This is a genomic window from Mycobacterium sp. E2462 (assembly GCF_001672685.1).
Taxonomy (GTDB): Bacteria; Actinomycetota; Actinomycetes; order Mycobacteriales; family Mycobacteriaceae; genus Mycobacterium.
The window spans coordinates 1-19,743 of record NZ_LZKC01000475.1 but is presented as its reverse complement, the minus strand read 5'-3'; the positions used below and the strand labels follow the sequence as shown (position 1 = coordinate 19,743).

Here is a 19,743-nt window from a genome sequence, read left to right as displayed (position 1 = left end):
CACGGCCCGGCGCTAGGAACTTCGTCACGTTTTCGCGCACAATGTTGACGCGGCCGAACCGTTCGGCGCGACGCGTCGACAGGGGTGGCTCGTGAGCGGGATCCGCGACGACCGCGTGAGGCCGGCGCTGGGCTGGTGCGCCGGGGCGGCCGTCGTCGTGGTGCTGTTGGCCGCCGCGGTGACCTGGCTGGGCTGGACCACCCGAACCGAGGCGTTGACGCGCATCTACCCGAGCTGGCCGCCGATGACGCCGTGGACCGCGCTGTCGTTGGCCGCGCTGGGGGTGGGGATCGTGTTGCAGTCGGGTCGGCCGTCGCGCGGGCGGGTGTGGACCGGGCGCGGCTTGGCCGCGGCGGCGGGTCTGCTGGCCGTGGTCTTCCTCGCCGAGTACGGGGCCGGGCGCTCCTTCGGGGTCGACCGGGTCTGGTTCGCCGACACGGTGCGACGGTGGCAGACGACCCTGCCGGGCCGGCCGAGCCCGCAGACGGCGGCGTCCGTCCTGCTGGTGGCCGCCGCCGTCGCGCTGGTGCGCGTCGATCGCGGGACCCGGCTGCTGCGTCCGTTGTGCATGGCGGCGGGCGCGGTCGTTCCCCTCGTGACCGTCGGCGCCTACCTGTTCGACGCGATCGCGCTGGTGGGGGTGTCCCCGTCGACCGGGCAGGCCGTGTCCACGGCGTCGGCGCTGCTGCTGCTCGTCGCCGCGATCGCGCTGACGCGCCCCGACACCCTGCCGCTGGCGTGGCTGCTCGCCCGACCCGACGGGGTGTCGCTGGCACGGCTGGCCGGCATCTTCGCCGGCTTCCCGATCGTCGTCGCCCTGTCCCGGCCGGCCTTCTCGGGGATGGGCCTGGACGAGCACGCGCAATGGACCTTCGCCATCCTGCTGGGCACGCTGATCGCCGGGGCCGTCACCTTCTACTTCAGCCAGCGCGAGCAACAGCTGCTGATCGAAAAGGAGCTGGTCAGCAAGGAGCGCGCCGAGGCCGAGGCGCGCTACCGCATCCTCGCCGACAACGCGGTGGACATCATCGTCCACCTGCGCGGCGCGGACGCCGTGTGGGTGTCGCCGTCGGTCCAGACGTCGCTGGGCGGACCGCTGGATCGCTGGATGGGGCCCGAGTTCCGCCGCCGCGTCCACCCCGAAGACCGTGACGGGCTGGCGTCCGTGCTGACCCGGATCGCCGGCGGTGAGCCGGTCCTGCACCGGTTCCGCCTGCGGTCCACCGACGACGCCTACCACTGGGTCGACGGCCACGGGAAGCCCTACCTCGGCGCCCACGGGCGCGCGGACGGGCTGATCGCGGCGCTGCGCATCGTCGACGATCAGGTCGAAGCCGAGCGGCGGCTCGAACGGTTGGCCCGGTTCGACACCTTGACCGGCTTGGTGAACCGAGCCGAAGCCCTCCGGCGACTCGATGTCGCGCTGGCGCCGCCGCAACCCTTCGGCACCTGCGTGGGCGTGCTGTTCTGCGACGTCGACCGCTTCAAGCAGATCAACGACACCTGGGGACACGGGATCGGTGACGCCGTCCTGGCGACGCTGGCGGCGCGCATCCGCGGCAGCGTCCGCAAAGGGGACACCGTCGGCCGGACCGGCGGTGACGAGATGCTGGTCCTGCTGCCCGGTGTCGAGAAACTCGAGGAGGTCACCCGCATCGCCGAGAAGATCCGCGATCGTGCGGCCGAGCCGATCATCCTCTCCGGCAACGAGATTCGCGCTACCTTGAGCATCGGCGCCACCCTCGCCGGGTCGGGCGAGGCCGTCGACGCGATCATGGCCCGGGCGGACGCCGCCATGTATCGCGCCAAGTCGGGCCACTGCAACGCCATCAGCCCCATCTGAGCCGCAATCCGCCCTAACCGTTCCCGGCGCCGCCGCGGGCCGATACGCTGGGGCTGCGGTCGGCGTTACAAGAAGGGGCGAATATGTCACGGACAGTCGTGGTCGGCGCGTCGAGCGGGCTCGGTCGCTGCATCGGTGTGGGGCTCGCGCAGCGCGGCCATCAGGTGGCGCTGCTGGCCCGGCGGCGCGAGCGCATCGACGCCGCGGCCACCGAGGCGGGGCGGGGCGCCACTGCGATCGCCTGCGACGTCACCGACGAGGCGTCGTGCCGGGCCGCGATCGACGCCGCCGCCGACGCGCTGGGCGGCATCGACAACATCATCTACACGCCCGCGGTCGGGCCGCTGGTCCGCATGGTCGACACCGACGCCGCGACCTGGCGGCGCATCTTCGACACCAACGTCATCGGCGCGGCCCTGGTCACCGCGGCGGCGGTGCCCCATTTGACGGCGGCGGGGGGCAAGGCGGTCTACCTGTCCTCGGACGCGGGCACGTTCGGGCCGCCGTGGCCCGGCCTGGGCGCCTACGGCGTGAGCAAGGCCGCGCTCGAGCGACTGGTCGACGCCTGGCGCGCCGAACACCCCGAGATCGGCTTCACCTGCCTGATCGTCGGGGAGTGCGCGGGCGGCGAGGGCGACGGGCAGACCGGCATGAACGTCGACTGGGACATGGACCTGGCCATGAAGGCGGTCCCGTTGTGGGCGTCGCGCGGGTGCATGCCCGGCAAGCTGATGCCGGTCGAGGACCTGGTCGAGGTGGTGCACACGATCCTGGGCACCAACGCGTCGACGTCGATGCCCGTGGTGGTGGCCAGGGGGGCACCCGCCAGCGCCGCGGCGTTCGCCGACTCGGCGCAGTCCTAGCTCAGCCGCGGCCCAGTTTCTCGCGGACCAGGTCGGTCAGGAATCGCCGGGCCGACGTGGGCCGGAACGCCCGCGCCGCCTCGGTGAGCGCGTCGACGGAGGCCGCCGGCAGCTCGATGTCGGCGGCCGCGACGTTGAACTCGAGCTGCTCCACGGTGGACGCGCCGGGGATGGCGACGACGCCCGGCAGGCTGATCAGCCACGCCAGCGCCACCTGCGCTGGCTTGGCGTCCACCTGCGCGGCGACGTCGCGCAGCGTCTGCAGCAGCGGCTCAACCCGGCGCAGATTCTCCGTGCCGAACAGCGGGTTGATGGCCCGCACGCCCCCGGGCCGGTTGTCCAGACCGTACTTGCCGCCCAACAAACCCTGGGCCAGCGGGCTGTAGGCGATGACGATGCGGTTCTGGCGCTCGGCGAAGGGCACCAGGTCCTCCAGCGCGCCGGCGTGGGCGAGGGAGAAGTGCACCTGGTTGCTGATCACCGGCCGCCCCAGCGCGGCGTCGGCTTTCTTCCACCGCTCCAGCGAATAGTTCGAGACGCCGGCGGCGCCGATCTTGCCGCTGTCCAGCAGCTCGCGCATGCCCGGCATGATCACCGAGTCGGGCACCACCGGGTTGGGCTGGTGCACCTGATACAGCGGGATGCGGTCCAGCCCCAACCGCTGCGCGCTGGCGCGCTCGCGCTGCTTGACGATCGCGGGGAACGGGGCCACCGGCATGATCTTGCTGGCCACCGCGACCTCGGCGCGTTCGTCGCCCAGCGCATCGCCCAGGATCCGCTCGCTCTTGCCGAGCCCGTACACCTCGGCGGTGTCGAACAACGTCACGCCCAAGGCGCGGGCGCGCCGCACGATGTCACGCGCCGCCCCCGACGCGTAGCTGTCGCCGTAACCCCACTCGCGTGAGCCGAATTGCCAGGTGCCCAGGCCGATCCGGCTGACCCGGCCGACCCCCTCGACGTCGAGAAACTTCATGAGGCCCACCCTAGGCGAGCCGTCCGACGCCCGCCCGCGCCGCTCAGCCCGGGATCTTGGCGAGGACGTACTTGGCGACGCCGGCCGCGGCCAGCCGCGGCGCCTGGCCGTCGGTCGTGCCGCTCGCCGAGACGTTGACGTCGACCACGACATTGGCCTTGGCCGCCACGGCCCGGGCCACCCGCACCTGCCGATCTTTGGGGGTCAGGTCCAGTGTCGTCACCCCGCCGCCGGCATCCGAGGGCTCGCCCACGGACATGGGTATCGGCTGCCCCGAGGGCGTCGTCACGGTCACGGTCGTGCCGCCGCATTGCCGCCAGCCCGCCAGCAGCCGCGACAGCTGCGCCTGAGCCGACGCGGGATCGCCGAACGCCGCCACCCCGGCGATGACGTGCGTCGACTTCAGCATGCTGCGGGTGTCGACGAACTCCGCCGCGTGGTATCCGGCGACGGCGCCGCCGTCGTAGGCGTCCGGGGCGCCGGCGGCGACGCTGGACCAGCATTCCGGCCGGTCGATGCTGCCGTCCTGCGCGGAGCGGCCCGGTTTGTTCCAGGTGGGCCCGGCCTCCAGGTTGTCGTCGTTGACCAGATTCTTCAGCGCGTCCGGCGTCGGCAGCAGCGTCCCGACGGCGTCTGGCGCGACCGCCGGTGGCGGGGGCGCGGCGGAGCCCGGCGCCGGGGGCGGGGCCGCCGCCGCCGTTCTGGTGGGGGCCGCGCCCAGGGTGGCCCAGGTGATCAGCGCGAGCACCCCGACGGCGGTGAACAGATACGACAGCGCCAGCCCCGCCAGGGCGCGTTCGCGGCCGGCTTCGCCGGTGCCGCGGATCTGGGCCAACCCTTGGTGACCGAGTATCGCCCCGACCGGGGCGAACACGAACGCGAAGACCACCGACAGCGTCGCCAGGATGTTCACCGGCTGGGCGCTCGGCGCGGGTGGGGGTGGCGGCGGCAACGCGGGTGACCCCAGCTCGGGTGCGGGCGGAACCCGGCCGAGCGGGTCGTAACTGAGCGGGCCCTGCCAGTACTCGTCGTGCGGGTTGGTCACGCCAGCGCCTCCTTTGCCGCGGAACCTGTCCGCAATGTAGCCCACCGAGCGGGCGGGCGGGGGCGCCGTTTGGTGCCCACCGGCGTCGGGTAGCCGCTACGAAGCGCGCACGCAGCCCGCGCGCCAAGGACAACTGGGAAGGACATCATGGCCCAGACCGCCATCCAGTCGCCCACCGATGTGGTCGACTTTCTCGTCAGTCAGCATCAGCAGATCAAGTCGCTGTTCGCCCAGACGCTCTCGGCGTCGGGATCGGCCAGGGAGCAGGCGTTTATCGAGCTCCGCCGGTTGCTCGCCGTGCACGAGACGGCCGAAGAGGAGGTCGTGCACCCGCGGGCCAAGCGGAAAATCGCCGACGGCGCCGCCGTCGTCGGCGAGCGGCTTCACGAGGAGCACGAGGCGAAGGCCCTGCTGCAGAAGCTGGAGAAGCTCGACGTCGACAGCGAGGAATTCACCCGCGGCCTGACGGCGCTGCGCGACGCCGTGCTGGCCCACGCCGAGCACGAGGAACGCGAGGAATTCGCCCGTCTCGGCGAGGAATTGAGCGCCGAAGAGCTGGAGCGCCTGGGCCGCGCCGCCAAGCTCGCCGAGGCCGTCGCCCCCACCCGGCCGCACGCCGGGGTGGAATCCCAGGTGGCCAACTTGGCCGCGGGCCCCTTCGCCGCGATGCTCGACCGGGCGCGCGACGCGATCGTCGGCAAGGGCTGACGCGGCCGCGGGCGGGCGCCCTCGCATCCGGGGGAGCGGGGGCGCCTCCCCAGCGGACTGACACCGGAAAGCATTGGTGCGCAACGACGCTCATGACAAAAAGCAACCCCGGCGCCGGTCGTTACCTGCCCGAAGACCACGGGCTGGACGCACTGCGCGCGGCCGCCGCAACCTGCCAGGGTTGCGGACTGTTCGCGGACGCGACCCAGACGGTGTTCGGGCACGGCCCGGGCGGGTCACCGCTGATGCTGGTGGGCGAGCAACCGGGCGACCAGGAGGATCGCGCCGGCGAACCCTTCGTCGGGCCCGCGGGGCGGCTCCTTGGCCGGGCCCTCGCCGACGCCGGGATCGACCCGGCGTCGACCTATCAGACCAACGCGGTCAAGCACTTCAAGTTCACCCGCAAGGGCGGCCAACGGCGCATCCACCAGAAGCCCGGCCGCACCGAGGTGGTCGCGTGCCGGCCCTGGCTGCTGGCCGAGATCGAGGCGGTGCGGCCACACGTCATCGTGTGCCTGGGTGCAACGGCCGCACAATCGTTGCTGGGCACCGATTTTCGGGTGTCGACCCAGCGCGGCCTGCAACTGCGGCTGCCGCCGACCGCAGACGTGCGGCTGTCGCCGGACCCGACGGTGGTGGCGACGGTGCATCCCTCGGCGGTGCTGCGCGACCGCAGCGAGCGCCACGACGAGGTCCATCGGTCGTTCGTCGAGGACCTGCGCGGCGCGGCCGCGGCGCTGTCCTGAGGGATTACGACTTGCGGTGTGGCAGAAACTCTTGCGCCTTGGTCTTCAAGCCGACCTTGACGAAGCCGACGCGGTCCTCGTCACCGGAGAGCACCGCGGCCGTCGCGGACTTGAACTGCTCCCACGTGGCGTGCGGCGGGATGGGCGGCATGTTCGGGTCGGTGTAGACGTCGAGCACCGTGGGCCGATCGGCGGACAAGGCGGCCCGCCACGCCCCCGCCAGCTCGTCGGGGTCCCGGATCGCCATCGCGCGCAGGCCCAGGCCGGCGGCGAAGGCGGCGAAGTCGACGTCGGGAAGCGCTTGCGACTCGGTGAATTTCGGTGACCCACCCATGGCGCGCATCTCCCAGGTGACCTGGTTCAGGTCGTTGTTGTGCAGGATCGCGATGACCAGCCGCGGATCCGCCCACTCCTGCCAGTACCGCCTGATCGTAATGAGCTCGGCCATGCCGTTCATCTGCATGGCGCCGTCGCCGGTCAGTGCGATGACGGGGCGGTCCGGCAGGCCGAACTTGGCGCCGATACCGTAGGGCACGGCGGGTCCCATGGTGGCCAGGGTGCCCGACAGCGATCCGCGAATGTTGCCGCGGAACTTCAGGTTTCGCGCGTACCAGTTGGCCGCCGAGCCGGAGTCCGCGGTGACGATGGCGTCGTCGGGCAGCTGCGGGGAGAGCTCGGAGAACAGCCGCAGCGGGTTGATCGGGTCCGCCGAGACCATGGCCTCCTTCTCCATGGTCTCCCACCAGCGGGCCACGTTCTTTTCGATGCCCGCACGCCAGGACCGGTCCGCCTTGCGGCGCAGCAGCGGGATCAACGCGCGCAGCGCCGATTTCGCGTCGGCCACCACGTTGAGCTCGTACGGGTAGCGCATCCCGATGAAGCGGCCGTCGACGTCGATCTGCACCGCGCGGCACTGCCCGTACTCGGGAAGGAACTGCGAATAGGGAAAGCTCGAACCCACCGTGAGCAGCGTGTCGCAGTCGCGCATCAGCTCGTAGCTGGGGCGGGTGCCGAGCAACCCGATCGAGCCGGTGACCCAGGGCAATTCGTCGGACAACACGTCCTTGCCCAGCAAGGCCTTGGCGGCCCCCGCGCCCAGCAGGTCGGCGACCTCGGCCAGCTCCTCGGCGGCGCCCCGCGCGCCGGCACCCACCAGGATCGCGACCTTGTCGCCCGCGTTCAGGATGTCGGCCGCCCGGGTGATGGCCGCGTCGTCGGGGGCGACGGCCGGCCACTCGACGCCCAAGCTGGAGGGCACCATCTTGAAGGCGTGGCTCGGCGGTGAATACGGCAGCTCCTGCACGTCGCCGGGAATGATCAACGCCGTCGGGGCGCGCTGCGTCAAGGCCACCCGGATCGCCCGGTCCAACACGTTGGGCAGCTGCTCGGGGACCGTGACCATCTGGACGTAATCGCTGGCCACGTCCTTGAAGAGGCTGAGCAGGTCCACCTCCTGCTGGTAGCTGCCGCCCATCGCGGTGCGCTCGGTCTGGCCGACGATGGCCACCACCGGAACGTGGTCGAGTTTCGCGTCGTAGAGGCCGTTGAGCAGGTGGATGGCGCCCGGCCCCGAGGTGGCCGTGCACACCCCGACGCGCCCGGTGAACTTCGCATACCCGACCGCCTGGAAGGCGCTCATCTCCTCGTGACGCGCCTGGATAAATTTCGGGTTGTTGTCCGAGCGACCCCACGCGCCGAGCAACCCGTTGATGCCGTCTCCGGGGTACCCGAACACGTGCTCGACGCCCCATGCCCGCAGGCGTTCCAGCAGGAAGTCGGCGACCTGTTGTTTGGACACTGATTGCCCTCCTCGGCAATTGGATTCACCCATCGCGGCCCGTCACGGGCTGGCATACCCGAATAGGTCGCGGCTACGCCCCGTCGAGCGATCGTCAGAAGCCGCCCGGCACGCCGTTGCCCAGATAGGTCAGGCCGGCGTCGCGCACGGCGCCCGGTTCGAGCAGGTTGCGGCAGTCCAGCACGACGGCCCGCGGCGCGTCGCGCGCCACGGCGTGCCAGTCGAGGTCCCGGAATTGCGGCCACTCGGTCAGCACGACGATCGCGTCGGCGGCCTTGGCGGCGCGATAGGGATCGTCGGCGGCGGTCACCCGCGCGTCCAGCAGGACGGCGGGGTCGATGCCCGGCAGCTGGGGGTCGTACCCCATCACCTGGGCCCCGGCGGCGGCGAGTTCGCCGCACGCCGCCAACGCGGGGGAGTCGCGGGTGTCGCTGGTCTGCGCCTTGAAGGTGAGTCCCAACGCGCTGATGCGGCAACCCCGCAGCGGGCGGTCCAGCGCCGACTGCAAGGCGTCGACGATGCGTTGCGGCTGTAGGGCATTCGTGTGTCGCGCCGCGTCGACTTCGGCGAACGCCACCCCGTTGCGCCGGGCGATGTGCATCAGGGCGGCGGTGTCCTTCGGCAGGCAAGAGCCGCCCCAGCCGGGACCCGGCCGCAGGAACTCGCCGCCGATGCGCTGATCGGCGCCCATGCATCCTGTGACGTCCTCGATGTCGGCGCCCACCCGCGCACACAGCGCGGCAAGCGAATTCGTGTACGACAGCTTGACCGCCAGGAACGCGTTGCTCGCGTACTTGGCCAGCTCGGCGCTCTCCGGGCTCATCCGTAGCACCGGTTGCGCGCCCGGCCCGTAGGCCCGGTGGACCTGGTGGGCCGCGGCCTCGTCGTGGGTGCCGATGACCAGCCGGTCCGGGTGCCGGAAATCATGCACGGCCCGGCCCTCCCGCAGGAACTCCGGGGCGGAGACCGCCCGAATCCCGTTGTCGCAGAGTCGTTTCCCGACGGCCGACGTGGTGCCGACCGGCACGGTGGACTTCAGGGCCACCACCGCGCCCGGCCGCAGGACCCGGGCGAGCCCGTCGATCACCGAGTGCACGGCGCGGAGGTCGGCCTGGCCGTCCTCGGCGCTGGGGGTCGACACGCACACGAAAACCACGTCGCGGTCGGCGAGGTCGGCGAAGTCGGTGCTGAACGTCAACGCGCCGCGCGCCAAGCCGTCGCGCAGCAGCGCGGGCAGCTCGGGCTCGTCGATGGTCGGGGTGCCCGACGCCAGCGTGCGCACCCGCGTGGCGTCGATGTCGACCGCCACTGTGTGCAGTCCCCGTGCCGCGATACAGACGGCGGTGGTCAGGCCCACGTAGCCGACCCCCACCACGCCCACCCGCGGTGTGGCGCTCATGCCGGCGCCCCGATGACCTGACGGCAGGCCGTCAGCACGCTGTCGACGGTGATCTGCAGCAGCCCCTCGTGCGGCACGTCGGCGTGCGGGTTCCCGACGCCGCCCGTCCACAAGGGCACGTGCGGGGCCGGGCCTCGCGGCCCCCACCGGTCGGGCGGTGTGGGGCCGAACAGCACGACCGACGGTGTGCCGGTCGCCGCGGCCAGATGGGCCAGGCCGGTGTCACCGCAGACGACGAGCCGGCTGTCGCCGACCAGCGCCGTCAGCGCGGGCAGATCCAGCAGGCCGGCGACCACCGCGGTGCGCGGCAGCCCCGCGGCGTGGGCGACCTCGTGGGCAAGGTTGAACTCGCCGGCCGACCCGGTGAGGACGATGTCGTAGCCCGCGTCGGCCAGGGCCGCCGCCACCCGCGCGAAGCGCTCCGGCGGCCACTGCCGGGCGGGGGCCGACGCACCGGGATGGACGACCACCGCCCCGGTCTGGTCATAGGGGATCTGCGGAGGCCGCTGCACCAGCACGTCGGCGCTATCGCAAGGAATGCCGGCCCATTCGAGCAGCGCGCACCAGCGTTGCAACTCGTGCAGCTCGGGTCGCCAGGGCGGTCCGGTGAGCGTCGGGTGCCGGTCGTGGCCATGGGTGAGCAGTTGCTGCGGTTCCCAAGCCAGCAGGTGATCGATGCTCTGCGGCCCGCAGCCGTGCAGGTTGACCGCCAGGGCGGGCGGCCCGGACAGCGGTTGCACGTCGCCCAGGCAGTCGGTGGGAATCAGCTCGTCGATGGCGTCGGTGAGCAGCGCCAGCTCGCGGTAGCGGCCCGGCGCGGCGAGCATGAGGCGGGCCTGCGGGTAGTGGCGCCGCAGGCCCCGCAGGGCGGGCACCGCGGTCAACAGGTCGCCGAGCCCGAGGGCCCGCAGCACCACGATGGTGTCGCGCGGGCCGACCTGCAGGGTCCCCGGCTGGTTTAAGGCCACGACGATTCCGTCGAGGCGCACACCACCATCTCGCGCACCTCGCAGCCGGCCGGCTGCGACAGGGCGAACAGGACGGCCTCTGCGACGTCCTCGGGCTTGTTGAGCTTGGCGTCGGCGGGCGGCTTGTACTGCTCGGTGCGCCCGTCGAAGAACGGGGTGTGCATGCCGCCGGGAATGAGCAGCGTCACCCCGACCTGGCCGGCCAGTTCGGCGGCCAACGCCCGGGTGAAACCGACCACCCCGAACTTCGAGGCGCAGTACGCGGTGGCGTCGCTGACCGCCTTGATGCCCAGGGTGGAGGCGACGGTGACGATGCGCCCGCCGGTGCTGCGCACGTACGGCAGGGCGGCGCGGATGACCGCGGCGGTCCCGACCAGGTTGACGGCGATCACCTGCTCCCACTCCTTGGCCGGGACCTGCTCCAGCGTGCCGCAGGAGTCGATGCCCGCCGCGGTGAACACGCCGGTGATCCGCCCGTTGACCTGCTCCGCCAGCGTGTCGACGGCGGCGGCGACCGCGCTGGTGTCCGCCAAATCGCAAGCGGCATAAGGCACGTCGCCGAGCGACGCGGCGGGCGGGTTCTTGTCGATCACCAGCGGCACGCCCCCGCGGGCCAGCACCGCCGCCGCGGTGCTGGCGCCCAGGCCGGAGGAACCGCCGGAGATGAGCACGCCGTCGAGTGTCGTCATGTCAAGACCTTTCACTAGAGGATTGCCGCGAACTCGCCGCGGCGATCAAGCGGGAAGACGAATAACCGGCCACCGTGGGCAGGATGACCACCGCACCGCCATGGCGGTGCACCACGTCGGACTCGGGCAATTCGGCGGCCACGTAATCGCCGCCCTTGACCCAGATGTCGGGTCGCAGTGTTTCCAGCGTCGCTTCCGGGGTGGGGCCGTCGAAGATGGTGACGGCGTCGACGCAGGCCAGCGCGGCGAGGACGCGGGCGCGGTCCACGTCGCGCATGACGGGGCGGCCCGCGCCCTTGAGGGCGCGCACCGAAGCGTCGGAATTCACCAGCACGATCAGCGCGTCACCCAGCTCGCGGGCCTGGCGGAGCAACCGGATGTGGCCGGTGTGCAACAGGTCGAAGCAGCCGCCCGTGGCCACCACCGTGCGGCCACCGCGGCGCAGTCGCGCCACGAGCGCGGCGGCGTCCTGCGCGGTGATGTCCTCGAGATGCGGCTCGGCCGCGACGATCTCCGAACCGCGCACCGGCACCGGAGTTGAGACCGCGGCGGCGCCGCCCGCGGCGACGAAGCGGGCCGCGTCGGCGACCGCGGCGCGCACGGCCGCGACCGGGTTTGCGCCGGCACCCAACGCGACCGCGGCGGCGACGGCGAAGCGGTCACCCGCGCCGCAGACGTCGGCGGCGCCGCCGGTGATCCCGGCCGGGATGCCGACCTGCTGCACGCTCGCGCCGGCCTGGTAGACCCGCGCGCCGGCCGCGCCGCGGGTGATGCAGACCGCGCTGGCCTCCCACCGATGCAGCAGCGCCTCGCCGCCGTCGCCGGAATTGCCGCAGAAGTGTTGCGCCTCTTCGTGATTGGGCGTCACCAGCGCGCAGCCGGGCACCGGGGGTGTGCCGCGCGGATGCGGGTCCCACACCACGGGGATGCGCCCGGCCGACTGCGTCAACGCCGCCCGCAGTGCCGGTAGCGCGGTGACGCCGGCGCCGTAGTCGGCGACGCAGATGGCGCGGGCCGTGGCCACAGCGTCGGCCGCCGCGGCGGGCAGGGGCCGGTCCTGCGGTGCGCCGTCGCCGCGGTCGACGCGCAGCATGGACTGGCCACGCGCGCGAATCCTGGTCTTGGTCACCGTCGTTCCCGTCATCGGCAGGGCCAGCACCCGCACGCCCGCCGCGGTCAGCAGGTCGTACAGCTGGGACCCGGCGTCGTCGTCGGCGATGCCCGTCACCAGCACCACCTCGGGCTCGGTGCGCGCGGCCAGCAGGGCCGCCAGCCCGGCGGCGCCGGGCCGCTGCACGAGCCGTTCGGCGTCGACCACCGGCACCGGCGCCTCCGGACTCAGCCGGGTCGACGAGCCCAGGATGTCGACGTCGAGTATCGAATCACCAACGATGACAAGCGGTGTGGTCATGAGGCGCTCCGTCGCAGAATCACGTCGTCGAGGGCCAGGCACAGCCCGTGCAGCAGCATCAGGTGGATCTCCTGCACGGTGGCCGTGCTGGCGGCGTCGACGCAGATCGCGTCGTGGCAGATGCCCTCCAACTCGTTGGGGGCCCGGCCGGTGAGCGCCCACGTCACCATGCCCACCTCGTGCGCGGCCTTGACCGCGCCGATCACGTTGCGGCTGGCGCCGCTGGTGGACAGCGCCACCAGCACGTCCCCGGCGCGGCCGTGCGCGCGCACGCCGCGGGCGAACATCTCGTCGTCGCCGTAGTCGTTGGCGATCGCGGTCAACGCCGAGGTGTCGGCGTGTAAGGCGATGGCGGACATCGGGATTCGTTCCTCGCGGAAGCGGCCGACGAGTTCGGCGGTGAGGTGCTGGGCCTCGGCGGCGCTGCCGCCGTTGCCGCACGCCAGGAGCCGGCCGCCCCCGGTCAGCACCCCGGCCAACAGGCGACCCCACGCGCGCAGCCGCGGGGCCTCGCCGCTGGTGCGGTCGACCGCGTCGCGCAGCGCGGCGAAGTGTGACTCGATCATGGTTGTCCTCCTTCCCGCCGAACGGCGGCCACCAGCTCCGCGTCGGTGATGTGGTCGAGGCAGGGGTGACCGGCGACCGGGCAGACGCGGGCGCGGGAGTCGCGGCACGCCGCGTGCTGATCGCCCAGGACGGTCACCCGGCGGCCGTACGGGCGCCACTGGTTCAGCGGCACCACCGGCGCGAACAAGGAGACGACGGGCGCGCCCACCGCGGCGGCCAGGTGCGCCGGCCCGGTGTTCGGGACCACGATGACGCGGGCCGCGCCGAACACGGCCGCCAGCTCGGCGAAGCTGGTCTGGCCGCCGAGGTCGACGACCCGGTCGGCGCTGTGGTTGGCCGCCACCGCCGCGGTCAGCGGCGCCTCGTCGGGGCCGCCGGTCACCACGACCCGATAACCCGCGGCCGCGAGCGCCCCCACCATGGCCGCGCTGCGCTGCTCGCTGGGGCGCCGGGCCGGGACGGCCGCGCCGGGGTGGAAGACCACGAACGGCTGCGGCCCGATCGTCCGCACCAGCCGTTCGGGCAGCGGCGCGAGGTCGCGGATCCTCAAGCCCCCGTCGTCGCGCGCGGGGAGCGGGCATCCGGCGGCCCGGGCCAGGGACAGGGCCCGCTGCGGCTCGGGAATGCCGTCGGGCACCTGGTGCCGCAGGTCCAGCAGCGTGCCGGGGTAGTCGACGCTGATCGCGCCCACCCACGGCACCCCCGCCATGCGGCACAGCAGCGCCAGCGGCAGCGGGGACTGGTGGAAGGAGGTGAAGATGAACACCCGGTCGGGCGCGAGGTCGCGGAGCTGCTTGATGAGCGCGTCGGCGTGGGCGGCGGTCAGCTCGGGGGAGTCGAAATCCACCCAGGGCGCCTGCCATTCGATGATCTCGTCGACCCCGACCAGCAGCTCGGCGGCGTCGCGGCCGCGCGGTCCGACGAGCATGGTCAACCGCTCGTGATGCGCCGCGACGGCGCGCACCGCGGGGCCGGTGATCAGCACGTCCCCCGCGCTGTCGAGGCGGGCCACGACGGCGGTGCCGGCGCTCACCGGCACTCCCGCAGCACCACGGACACGGCCTCGTCGAGGGTTTCGGCCACCCGCGCGTGGGCGCGCGCGTGCTCGACCTCGGCGGGCAGGGTGCGGCTGGTCGGCACCAGCACCGCCCGCGCGTGCGCGGCCAGCGCGGCCTGCACGTCGCCGCCGGTGTCGCCGATCATCACGCACCGCTGCGGCGGCACCCCGAGCGCGGCCGCGGCGGCCAGGACCATGCCGGGTCGCGGCTTGCGGCATTCGCAGCCGTCCGCCTCGCCGTGCACGCAGACCTGCCACGCGCCGAAGGGGCCGAGCACCTCGTCCACCCGGGCGTTGACGGCCGCGAGCTGGGCGGGGCTGATCAGGCCCCGCGCGACGCCGGACTGGTTGGTCACGACGCCGAGCAGCAGGCCGCGCCCGCGCAGCCGGGCCAGCGCGCGCCCGGCGCCGGGGACGGGCCGGACCCCGTCGGGGTCGTTGAGGTAGGGCCCGTCGACGATCAGGGTGTCGTCGCGGTCGAGCAGCACCGCCAGCGGCGGGTCGCGACGCGCCCCGCGAAACGTCCACTCGCCGACCAGCCGGTGCGCGACGGCGACCGGCGGGATCAGCGCGCTGGTGACCGCAAGGCGAAGCGCCTCGACCGCGGTGCGCGGTCCGTCGAGCCAGCGGCGCACCGTGAACTCCGCGGTGCACAGCAGCCACAGCCCGGCGGCGGCGCGGGCCACCGCGGTGCGGCGCAGCCCGGCGGCGAGCAGCGCCACGGCGCCCGCCAGTGTGGTGGCCGAATGGGCGGGCAGCCGCCCCTTGCCCTCGCCGATCTTGTCGCGCCAGGCGCGCCCGTACTTGCGGCGCAGCAGGGCGTTGTCGCGGTTGCCGACCTGCGCGCGCACGCTCGACCACCACGTCGCGGGCGCGACGGGATGCGTGGAGCGCCGTTCGCCGCGCAGGATCGCGCCGCCGGCCGCGACGATGCGGACCGCCAGGTCCGAGTCCTCGCGGTAGGCGCGCGGGAACCGTTCGTCGAAACCGCCGACCGCGACCAGGGCGTCGCGCCGGTACGCCATGTCCGCGGTGATCCACTGCGCCGTCGACAGCCGCAGCGTGCGGCGCTCGTCGTCGGTCGGACGCCGCGACGGCCGCGTCGGCACGTCGAGCGTCGCCTGGGAGCCGACCGCGTCGGCGGCGTCGGCGGCCTTGAGGTCCAGCGTCAGCGCCGCGCCCCACTGCGGGTCGGGCAGCACGTCGTCGTCGAGGAAGCACACCCAGCGCGCGGCGGTGGCGCGCCAGCCCACATTGCGCGCGGCGGCCGGTCCCCGCCCGCCGCTGCGCAGCACCCGCACCGGCAGGCCGCTGCGCACCACCAGGTCGGGGGCGGGCCGCGGCCGGTCGTCGACGACGACCACCTCGGCGGGCGCGGCGCCGGAGCCGCGGTCCAGCGCCGTCAGCAGGGCCTGCAACGACTCCCGGCCGACGGTCGGCACGACGATGGCGTACTCGGGTGTCATCCGCGCCCCCCGGCGGCTCGCCGACGGACCAGGAACGGGCCGATCGCCAACACGTCGATGGGTGAGCTGCCGAACACCTCGAGCGCGTCATGCGGGCTATCGACCATGGGCCGGCCGGCGGTGTTGAAGCTGGTGTTGACCACCACCGGGACCCCGGTGCGGTCGGCGAACCGGCTGATCGTCGCGTGCAGCCGCGGGTCGACGGCCGCGTCGACGGTCTGGATCCTGGCCGTGCCGTCGACGTGGGTGACCGCGGGGATGCGGTCCCGCCACGCCGGGGCGACGTCGTGGACGAACAGCATGTAGGGGCTGGGCAGCGGCCCGCGGGAGAAAATCTCGGCCGCGCGCTCGGCCAGCACCATGGGCGCGACGGGGCGGAACTGCTCGCGGCCCTTGACCGCGTTGAGGCGCTCCAGGTTGGCGGCGCGCCGCGGGTCGGCCAGCAGCGACCGGCCGCCGAGAGCCCGCGGCCCGAACTCGGACCGGCCCTGGAACCAGCCGATCAGCTGGTTGTCGGCCAGCGCGTCGCCGACCGCGACGGCCAGGTCGGCCGGGCGCTCGTAGACGATCGCCGCGTCGTCGAGGGTGGCCTGGATCTGGTCGTCGGACCAGCCGCGGCCGAGTCGCGCGCCGGGCATCGGGGCGATCGGCTCGCCGAAGGAGGCCGCCAGGCTCAGCGCCGCGCCCAGCGCCGTCCCGGAGTCACCCGCGGCCGGCTGCACCCACACGCGGTCGAAGCCGCCCTCGGCGTGGATGCGGGTGTTGGCCACGCAATTCAGCGCGACCCCGCCGGCCAGGCACAGGGCGTCGCCGTCGGTGCGCTCGCGCAACCAGCCCACCAAGTCCAACAGCACGTCCTCGAGCACCCGCTGCACGCTGCACGCGAGGTCGGCGTGGACCGGGTCGAGCGTTTCGGTGTGCGCGGGCCGGCGCGGCGCCAGCTCCTCCCAGTCGATGGGTTCGGTGCGGAATCCGCCGTCGCCGCAGGCGTACACCCGTTCGCGCAAGGCGTCGGCGAACCGCGGCTCGCCGTAGGAACCCATGGCCATCACCTTGTATTCGTCGCTGGAGCGCACGAATCCCAGGTGCTCGGTGAGGCTTTCGTAGAGCAGCCCCAGCGAATGCGGCAACTGCTGGGTGGCCAGCACGTCGAGCTTCTGGTCGCGGTACGCGCCGGCCAGCATGGAGGCGCGTTCGCCGCGCCCGTCGACCACCAACACCGCGCTGTCGGGGTGCGGTGACGCCAGCGACGTCGAGGCCGCGTGGGCGACGTGATGCCGGACATGCTGCACCACAGCGGGATTGAGCCCGGGGAGCGCCGTCTGCAGGAACCGCGGCGCCCGCTCGGCGTAGAGGGTGCGCAGGTACTCCCAGTCCTGGTCGAGCCCGGCCGGGTCGAGCGGCTCCTCGTGCATGAGGGCCGGGTCGTAGGAGTACCCGATGGCGTCGATGTCGGTGGCGGTCAGCCCGGCCTCGTCGAGGCACCACCGGATGGCGGCGACGGGCAGCTCCCAGGTGGAGAAGGGGACGGCCTGCTTGCCGTGCTTGCGGCGCGAGAACCGTTCCTCCTCGGCCGCGGCCACCACCTGGCCGTCCACCACCAGCGCGGCGGCGGAGTCGTGAAACACCGCATTGACACCCAGTATTCGCACCCTTACCCCCTATGGCGCAGGTTGATCGGTGTTGGAGACCAGGCCCGACACCAGGTCCTGATACGGTTCGTCGGCCCCCCCGCGGAACCACGCCAGGGTGGTGCGCAAGCCATCGCGGTAATCCACGCGCGGCTCCCAGCCCAGCCGCTCGCGGGCCAGCGAGATGTCGGGGCAGCGGCGCTGCGGGTCGTCCTCGGCCGGCGGGGTGAACTCGATGGTGGACGCGCTGCCGGCGAGGTCGCGGATCATCTCGGCGGCCGCGAGCACGGTCAACTCCGTGGGGTTGCCGATGTTGACCGGGCCGCTGAAATCGCTGCGCGCCAACGCCAGCAGGCCGGCCACGGTGTCGTCGGCGAAGCACAACGACCGGGTCTGCAGCCCGGTGCCGGCCACGGTGAGCGGCTCGCCGCGCAGCGCCTGGCGGCAGAACGTCGGGACCATGCGGCCGTCGTCGGCGCGCATGCCCGGCCCGTAGGTGTTGAAGACGCGGGCGACACCGATGTCGACACGCCCGAGCCGGTGGTACGCGAACGCCAATGCCTCCGCGTACCGCTTGGCCTCGTCGTAGACGCTGCGCGGCCCCACCGGATTGACGTTGCCCCAATACGTTTCGACCTGGGGATGGATCTCGGGATCGCCGTAGACCTCGCTGGTGGAGGTCATGACGAAGCGGGCGCCGGCACTCTCGGCGATGTCGAGCGCGGTCGCCGTACCGGCCGACCCGGCGCGCAGCGTCTCGATGGGCCGCCGCTGGTAGTCGACAGGCGACGCCGGCGAGGCGAGGTGGAACACGGTGTCGAACGCGGTGCCGACCTTGTCGACCACGGTGGGGTCGCAGATGTCGTGGCGCACGAACCGGAAGCCGGGGCGCCCCGCCAAGCGGTCGATCGCTCCCGGCAGGCTGGTGGACAGGTCGTCCACGCTCACGACTTCCACGCCTTCGCCGAGCAGCCGTTCGCACAGATGGGCGCCCAGGAAGCCGGCGCCGCCGGCCACCAGGACACGGGACAGAGCTCGCACCGGGAATCGGTACCCGCCAGTTCGGGGGTGAAACGTCGTTTCAGCGCGCGGGTTTGGGGTAGCTGCACCTGTCATGGCGACCACGTCCCGCACCTCCTTCGTCATCGCCACCCGTGACCGTTCCGACGAGCTTTGCGGCGTGCTGCGCCGGCTGCTCGATACCACCGACAGTCCGGTTATCGTGGTGGACAACGCATCTCGTGACGACTCCGTCGCGGCGGCCCAACGCGTGGCCGCGGCCGCCGCCGGGCGGGTGGTGGTCGTGGCGCTGGACCGCAACGAGGGGGCGGTGGCGCGCAACATCGGGGTGGCGCGGGCCGGCACCCCGTATGTCGCTTTCTGCGACGACGATTCGTGGTGGGAACCCGGGGCCGTCGCGTTGGCCGAGGAGCTGTTCGACAAGCATCCGTCCGTGGCCGTCCTGGCCGCGCGCACGGTGATGTGGCCGGGCGGCCGCGTCGATCCGTTCGTCGCGGCCCTCGCCAACAGCCCGCTCGGCCACGATCCCGCGTTGCCCGGGCCGTCGGTACTGGGGTTCCAGGCGTGCGCGGCGCTGGTGCGTAAATCGGCGTTCGTGGCGGTCGGCGGCTTCAGCCCGATCCTGCACTTCCGCGGCGAAGAGGGCTTGCTCGCCTGGGATTTGGCGGCCGCCGGCTGGGACCTGTGCTTCTGCGACGCGCTCGTCGCCCACCACCAGCCCTCGACGGTCCGCTCGCCCAGCCGGGCGCAGCATGCCCGCGTGCTGCGCAACGACGCGCTCAGTGCGTACCTGCGCCGGCCCGTCGATCGCTGCGCCCGCGCGACGGTGACCCTGGCGCGGGCCGCCGTTCGCGACGCCGCGTACGGCAGGGCGCTGTTGGAGGCGGCGGCGGCGTTGCCCGCCGCGCTGCGCGAACGCCGGCGGCTGCCCGACGAGGTGGAGCGCTCGGTGCGCATGCTCGAAAATGCCTGAGCCACACAATCACCCGGATCGAGTGCTCGGAGTGCTCACCTCGCGACGCAGCGGCGCCACCTTCTCGTAGACGCGCTCGGTGTCGGCTGCCACGCGATCCCAGCTGTAGCGCGCGCGGGCCCGTTCCCGGCCGGCGGCGCCAAAGGCGCGCCGCCGCTGCGGATCCGCGAGCAGCCCGGCGAGGGCGGCCCCGAGCGCCTCGGGGTTCTTGGGCGGCACCAGTCGTCCCGTCACGTCGTCGACGACGGTGTCCCGGATGCCGCCCACCGCGGTGGCCGCCACGGGGACCCCGCAGGCCATCGCCTCCAGGGGCACGATGCCGAACGGCTCGTACCACGGAGTGCAGGCGACGACGTCGGCGGATCGCAGCAGCGCGGGCATCTCGTCACGGGTGACCGCGCCGAGCAAGCGCACCCGGTCGCCGACGCCGAGCTGGCCGGCGAGGCGCTGCAAGTGCTGGGCCTGCGCGTCGTCGGACAGCGCCGCGTGCGCCGGGCCGCCGACGATCACCAGCTCGGCGTCGGGTACCCGCGGCAATGCGCAGATCAGAGTTTCAAATCCCTTGCGCGGCACCAGCCGTCCGACC

Annotated in this window: 18 protein-coding genes; 5 read left to right on the top strand and 13 right to left on the bottom strand. The window is 73.1% G+C overall.

What is annotated here, in order from left to right; translation table 11 throughout:
* Window positions 1-91 precede the first annotated feature (91 nt).
* Together A5714_RS24395 and A5714_RS24390 are read left to right on the top strand one after the other, a co-directional pair.
* A complete protein-coding gene (locus tag A5714_RS24395) occupies window positions 92-1,843 on the top strand; it encodes a sensor domain-containing diguanylate cyclase (protein ID WP_068289787.1) in 1,752 nt (583 codons plus the stop codon).
* Between the two features lie 83 nt (window positions 1,844-1,926).
* Window positions 1,927-2,706 (top strand): SDR family oxidoreductase, encoded by a 780-nt coding sequence (locus A5714_RS24390; RefSeq protein WP_068289785.1) that lies wholly within the window; start codon window positions 1,927-1,929, stop codon window positions 2,704-2,706.
* Between the two features lies 1 nt (window position 2,707).
* On the opposite strand, the gene A5714_RS24385 is transcribed toward A5714_RS24390, so the two are convergent.
* Window positions 2,708-3,679: an aldo/keto reductase gene (locus A5714_RS24385; protein ID WP_068289784.1), complete on the bottom strand. Its 972-nt coding sequence runs from the start codon at window positions 3,677-3,679 to the stop codon at window positions 2,708-2,710.
* Window positions 3,680-3,722: 43 nt separating this feature from the next.
* Window positions 3,723-4,724 (bottom strand): sensor domain-containing protein, encoded by a 1,002-nt coding sequence (locus tag A5714_RS24380; protein WP_068289783.1) that lies wholly within the window; start codon window positions 4,722-4,724, stop codon window positions 3,723-3,725.
* A gap of 147 nt (window positions 4,725-4,871) precedes the next feature.
* Here A5714_RS24380 and A5714_RS24375 point away from each other — a divergent pair, with 147 nt between their 5' ends.
* Both A5714_RS24375 and A5714_RS24370 read left to right on the top strand, forming a co-directional pair.
* Entirely contained in the window at window positions 4,872-5,432 is a 561-nt protein-coding gene (locus tag A5714_RS24375) for a hemerythrin domain-containing protein (protein ID WP_068074896.1), read from the top strand.
* A gap of 92 nt (window positions 5,433-5,524) precedes the next feature.
* A complete protein-coding gene (locus A5714_RS24370; RefSeq protein WP_068289781.1) occupies window positions 5,525-6,178 on the top strand; it encodes a UdgX family uracil-DNA binding protein in 654 nt (217 codons plus the stop codon).
* Window positions 6,179-6,182: 4 nt separating this feature from the next.
* Here A5714_RS24370 and A5714_RS24365 read toward each other — a convergent pair whose 3' ends face one another.
* The 10 genes from A5714_RS24365 to A5714_RS24320 form a co-directional block, all read right to left on the bottom strand.
* Window positions 6,183-7,976 (bottom strand): thiamine pyrophosphate-requiring protein, encoded by a 1,794-nt coding sequence (locus tag A5714_RS24365; RefSeq protein WP_068289779.1) that lies wholly within the window; start codon window positions 7,974-7,976, stop codon window positions 6,183-6,185.
* A 94-nt stretch (window positions 7,977-8,070) separates the two neighbouring features.
* Window positions 8,071-9,375: a UDP-glucose/GDP-mannose dehydrogenase family protein gene (locus A5714_RS24360; RefSeq protein ID WP_068289776.1), complete on the bottom strand. Its 1,305-nt coding sequence runs from the start codon at window positions 9,373-9,375 to the stop codon at window positions 8,071-8,073.
* Window positions 9,372-10,364, bottom strand: a complete 993-nt coding sequence (locus A5714_RS24355; protein ID WP_156747485.1) for a glycosyltransferase family 9 protein — start codon at window positions 10,362-10,364, stop codon at window positions 9,372-9,374. Before A5714_RS24355 ends, A5714_RS24360 begins: the two co-directional genes overlap by 4 nt.
* Entirely contained in the window at window positions 10,334-11,032 is a 699-nt protein-coding gene (locus A5714_RS24350) for an SDR family oxidoreductase (RefSeq protein WP_068074885.1), read from the bottom strand. Before A5714_RS24350 ends, A5714_RS24355 begins: the two co-directional genes overlap by 31 nt.
* Before the next feature lies 1 nt (window position 11,033).
* Window positions 11,034-12,443, bottom strand: coding sequence for a PfkB family carbohydrate kinase (locus A5714_RS26800; RefSeq protein WP_068289774.1), 1,410 nt, complete (start codon window positions 12,441-12,443; stop codon window positions 11,034-11,036).
* Complete coding sequence (locus tag A5714_RS26795) at window positions 12,440-13,009, bottom strand: SIS domain-containing protein (RefSeq protein ID WP_068289771.1); 570 nt, start codon at window positions 13,007-13,009, stop codon at window positions 12,440-12,442. The genes A5714_RS26800 and A5714_RS26795 overlap by 4 nt, the downstream gene beginning before the upstream one ends.
* A complete protein-coding gene (locus tag A5714_RS26790; RefSeq protein WP_068289769.1) occupies window positions 13,006-14,049 on the bottom strand; it encodes a glycosyltransferase family 9 protein in 1,044 nt (347 codons plus the stop codon). Before A5714_RS26790 ends, A5714_RS26795 begins: the two co-directional genes overlap by 4 nt.
* Window positions 14,040-15,533 carry an HAD-IIIA family hydrolase gene (locus A5714_RS24330; RefSeq protein WP_068289767.1) on the bottom strand — a complete coding sequence of 498 codons (1,494 nt, stop codon included), beginning with the start codon at window positions 15,531-15,533 and terminating at the stop codon, window positions 14,040-14,042. The genes A5714_RS26790 and A5714_RS24330 overlap by 10 nt, the downstream gene beginning before the upstream one ends.
* Window positions 15,530-17,185: a carbamoyltransferase C-terminal domain-containing protein gene (locus tag A5714_RS24325; RefSeq protein WP_068289764.1), complete on the bottom strand. Its 1,656-nt coding sequence runs from the start codon at window positions 17,183-17,185 to the stop codon at window positions 15,530-15,532. The genes A5714_RS24330 and A5714_RS24325 overlap by 4 nt, the downstream gene beginning before the upstream one ends.
* A gap of 9 nt (window positions 17,186-17,194) precedes the next feature.
* Window positions 17,195-18,280 carry a UDP-glucuronic acid decarboxylase family protein gene (locus tag A5714_RS24320; protein ID WP_068289762.1) on the bottom strand — a complete coding sequence of 362 codons (1,086 nt, stop codon included), beginning with the start codon at window positions 18,278-18,280 and terminating at the stop codon, window positions 17,195-17,197.
* On the opposite strand from A5714_RS24320, the gene A5714_RS24315 reads away from it, so the two are divergent.
* The gene (locus A5714_RS24315) at window positions 18,279-19,157 is read left to right on the top strand and encodes a glycosyltransferase family 2 protein (protein WP_068289760.1); all 879 of its coding nucleotides are present in this window, start codon (window positions 18,279-18,281) and stop codon (window positions 19,155-19,157) included. The genes A5714_RS24320 and A5714_RS24315 overlap by 2 nt on opposite strands.
* Window positions 19,158-19,166: 9 nt before the next feature.
* On the opposite strand, the gene A5714_RS24310 is transcribed toward A5714_RS24315, so the two are convergent.
* Window positions 19,167-19,743 (bottom strand): glycosyltransferase (locus A5714_RS24310; protein ID WP_156747484.1); only part of this gene is annotated, 577 nt, incomplete at its 5' end.

Coding starts and splice junctions, on each gene's coding strand:
- A5714_RS24390 (WP_068289785.1), top strand. CDS start 1,927: ATGTCACGGACAGTCGTGGTCGGCGCGTCGAGCGGGCTCGGTCGCTGC.
- A5714_RS24385 (WP_068289784.1), bottom strand. CDS start 3,679: ATGAAGTTTCTCGACGTCGAGGGGGTCGGCCGGGTCAGCCGGATCGGC.
- A5714_RS24375 (WP_068074896.1), top strand. CDS start 4,872: ATGGCCCAGACCGCCATCCAGTCGCCCACCGATGTGGTCGACTTTCTC.
- A5714_RS24370 (WP_068289781.1), top strand. CDS start 5,525: ATGACAAAAAGCAACCCCGGCGCCGGTCGTTACCTGCCCGAAGACCAC.
- A5714_RS24360 (WP_068289776.1), bottom strand. CDS start 9,375: ATGAGCGCCACACCGCGGGTGGGCGTGGTGGGGGTCGGCTACGTGGGC.
- A5714_RS24350 (WP_068074885.1), bottom strand. CDS start 11,032: ATGACGACACTCGACGGCGTGCTCATCTCCGGCGGTTCCTCCGGCCTG.
- A5714_RS26800 (WP_068289774.1), bottom strand. CDS start 12,443: ATGACCACACCGCTTGTCATCGTTGGTGATTCGATACTCGACGTCGAC.
- A5714_RS26795 (WP_068289771.1), bottom strand. CDS start 13,009: ATGATCGAGTCACACTTCGCCGCGCTGCGCGACGCGGTCGACCGCACC.
- A5714_RS24330 (WP_068289767.1), bottom strand. CDS start 15,533: ATGACACCCGAGTACGCCATCGTCGTGCCGACCGTCGGCCGGGAGTCG.
- A5714_RS24315 (WP_068289760.1), top strand. CDS start 18,279: ATGGCGACCACGTCCCGCACCTCCTTCGTCATCGCCACCCGTGACCGT.
- A5714_RS24320 (WP_068289762.1), bottom strand. CDS start 18,280: ATGACAGGTGCAGCTACCCCAAACCCGCGCGCTGAAACGACGTTTCAC.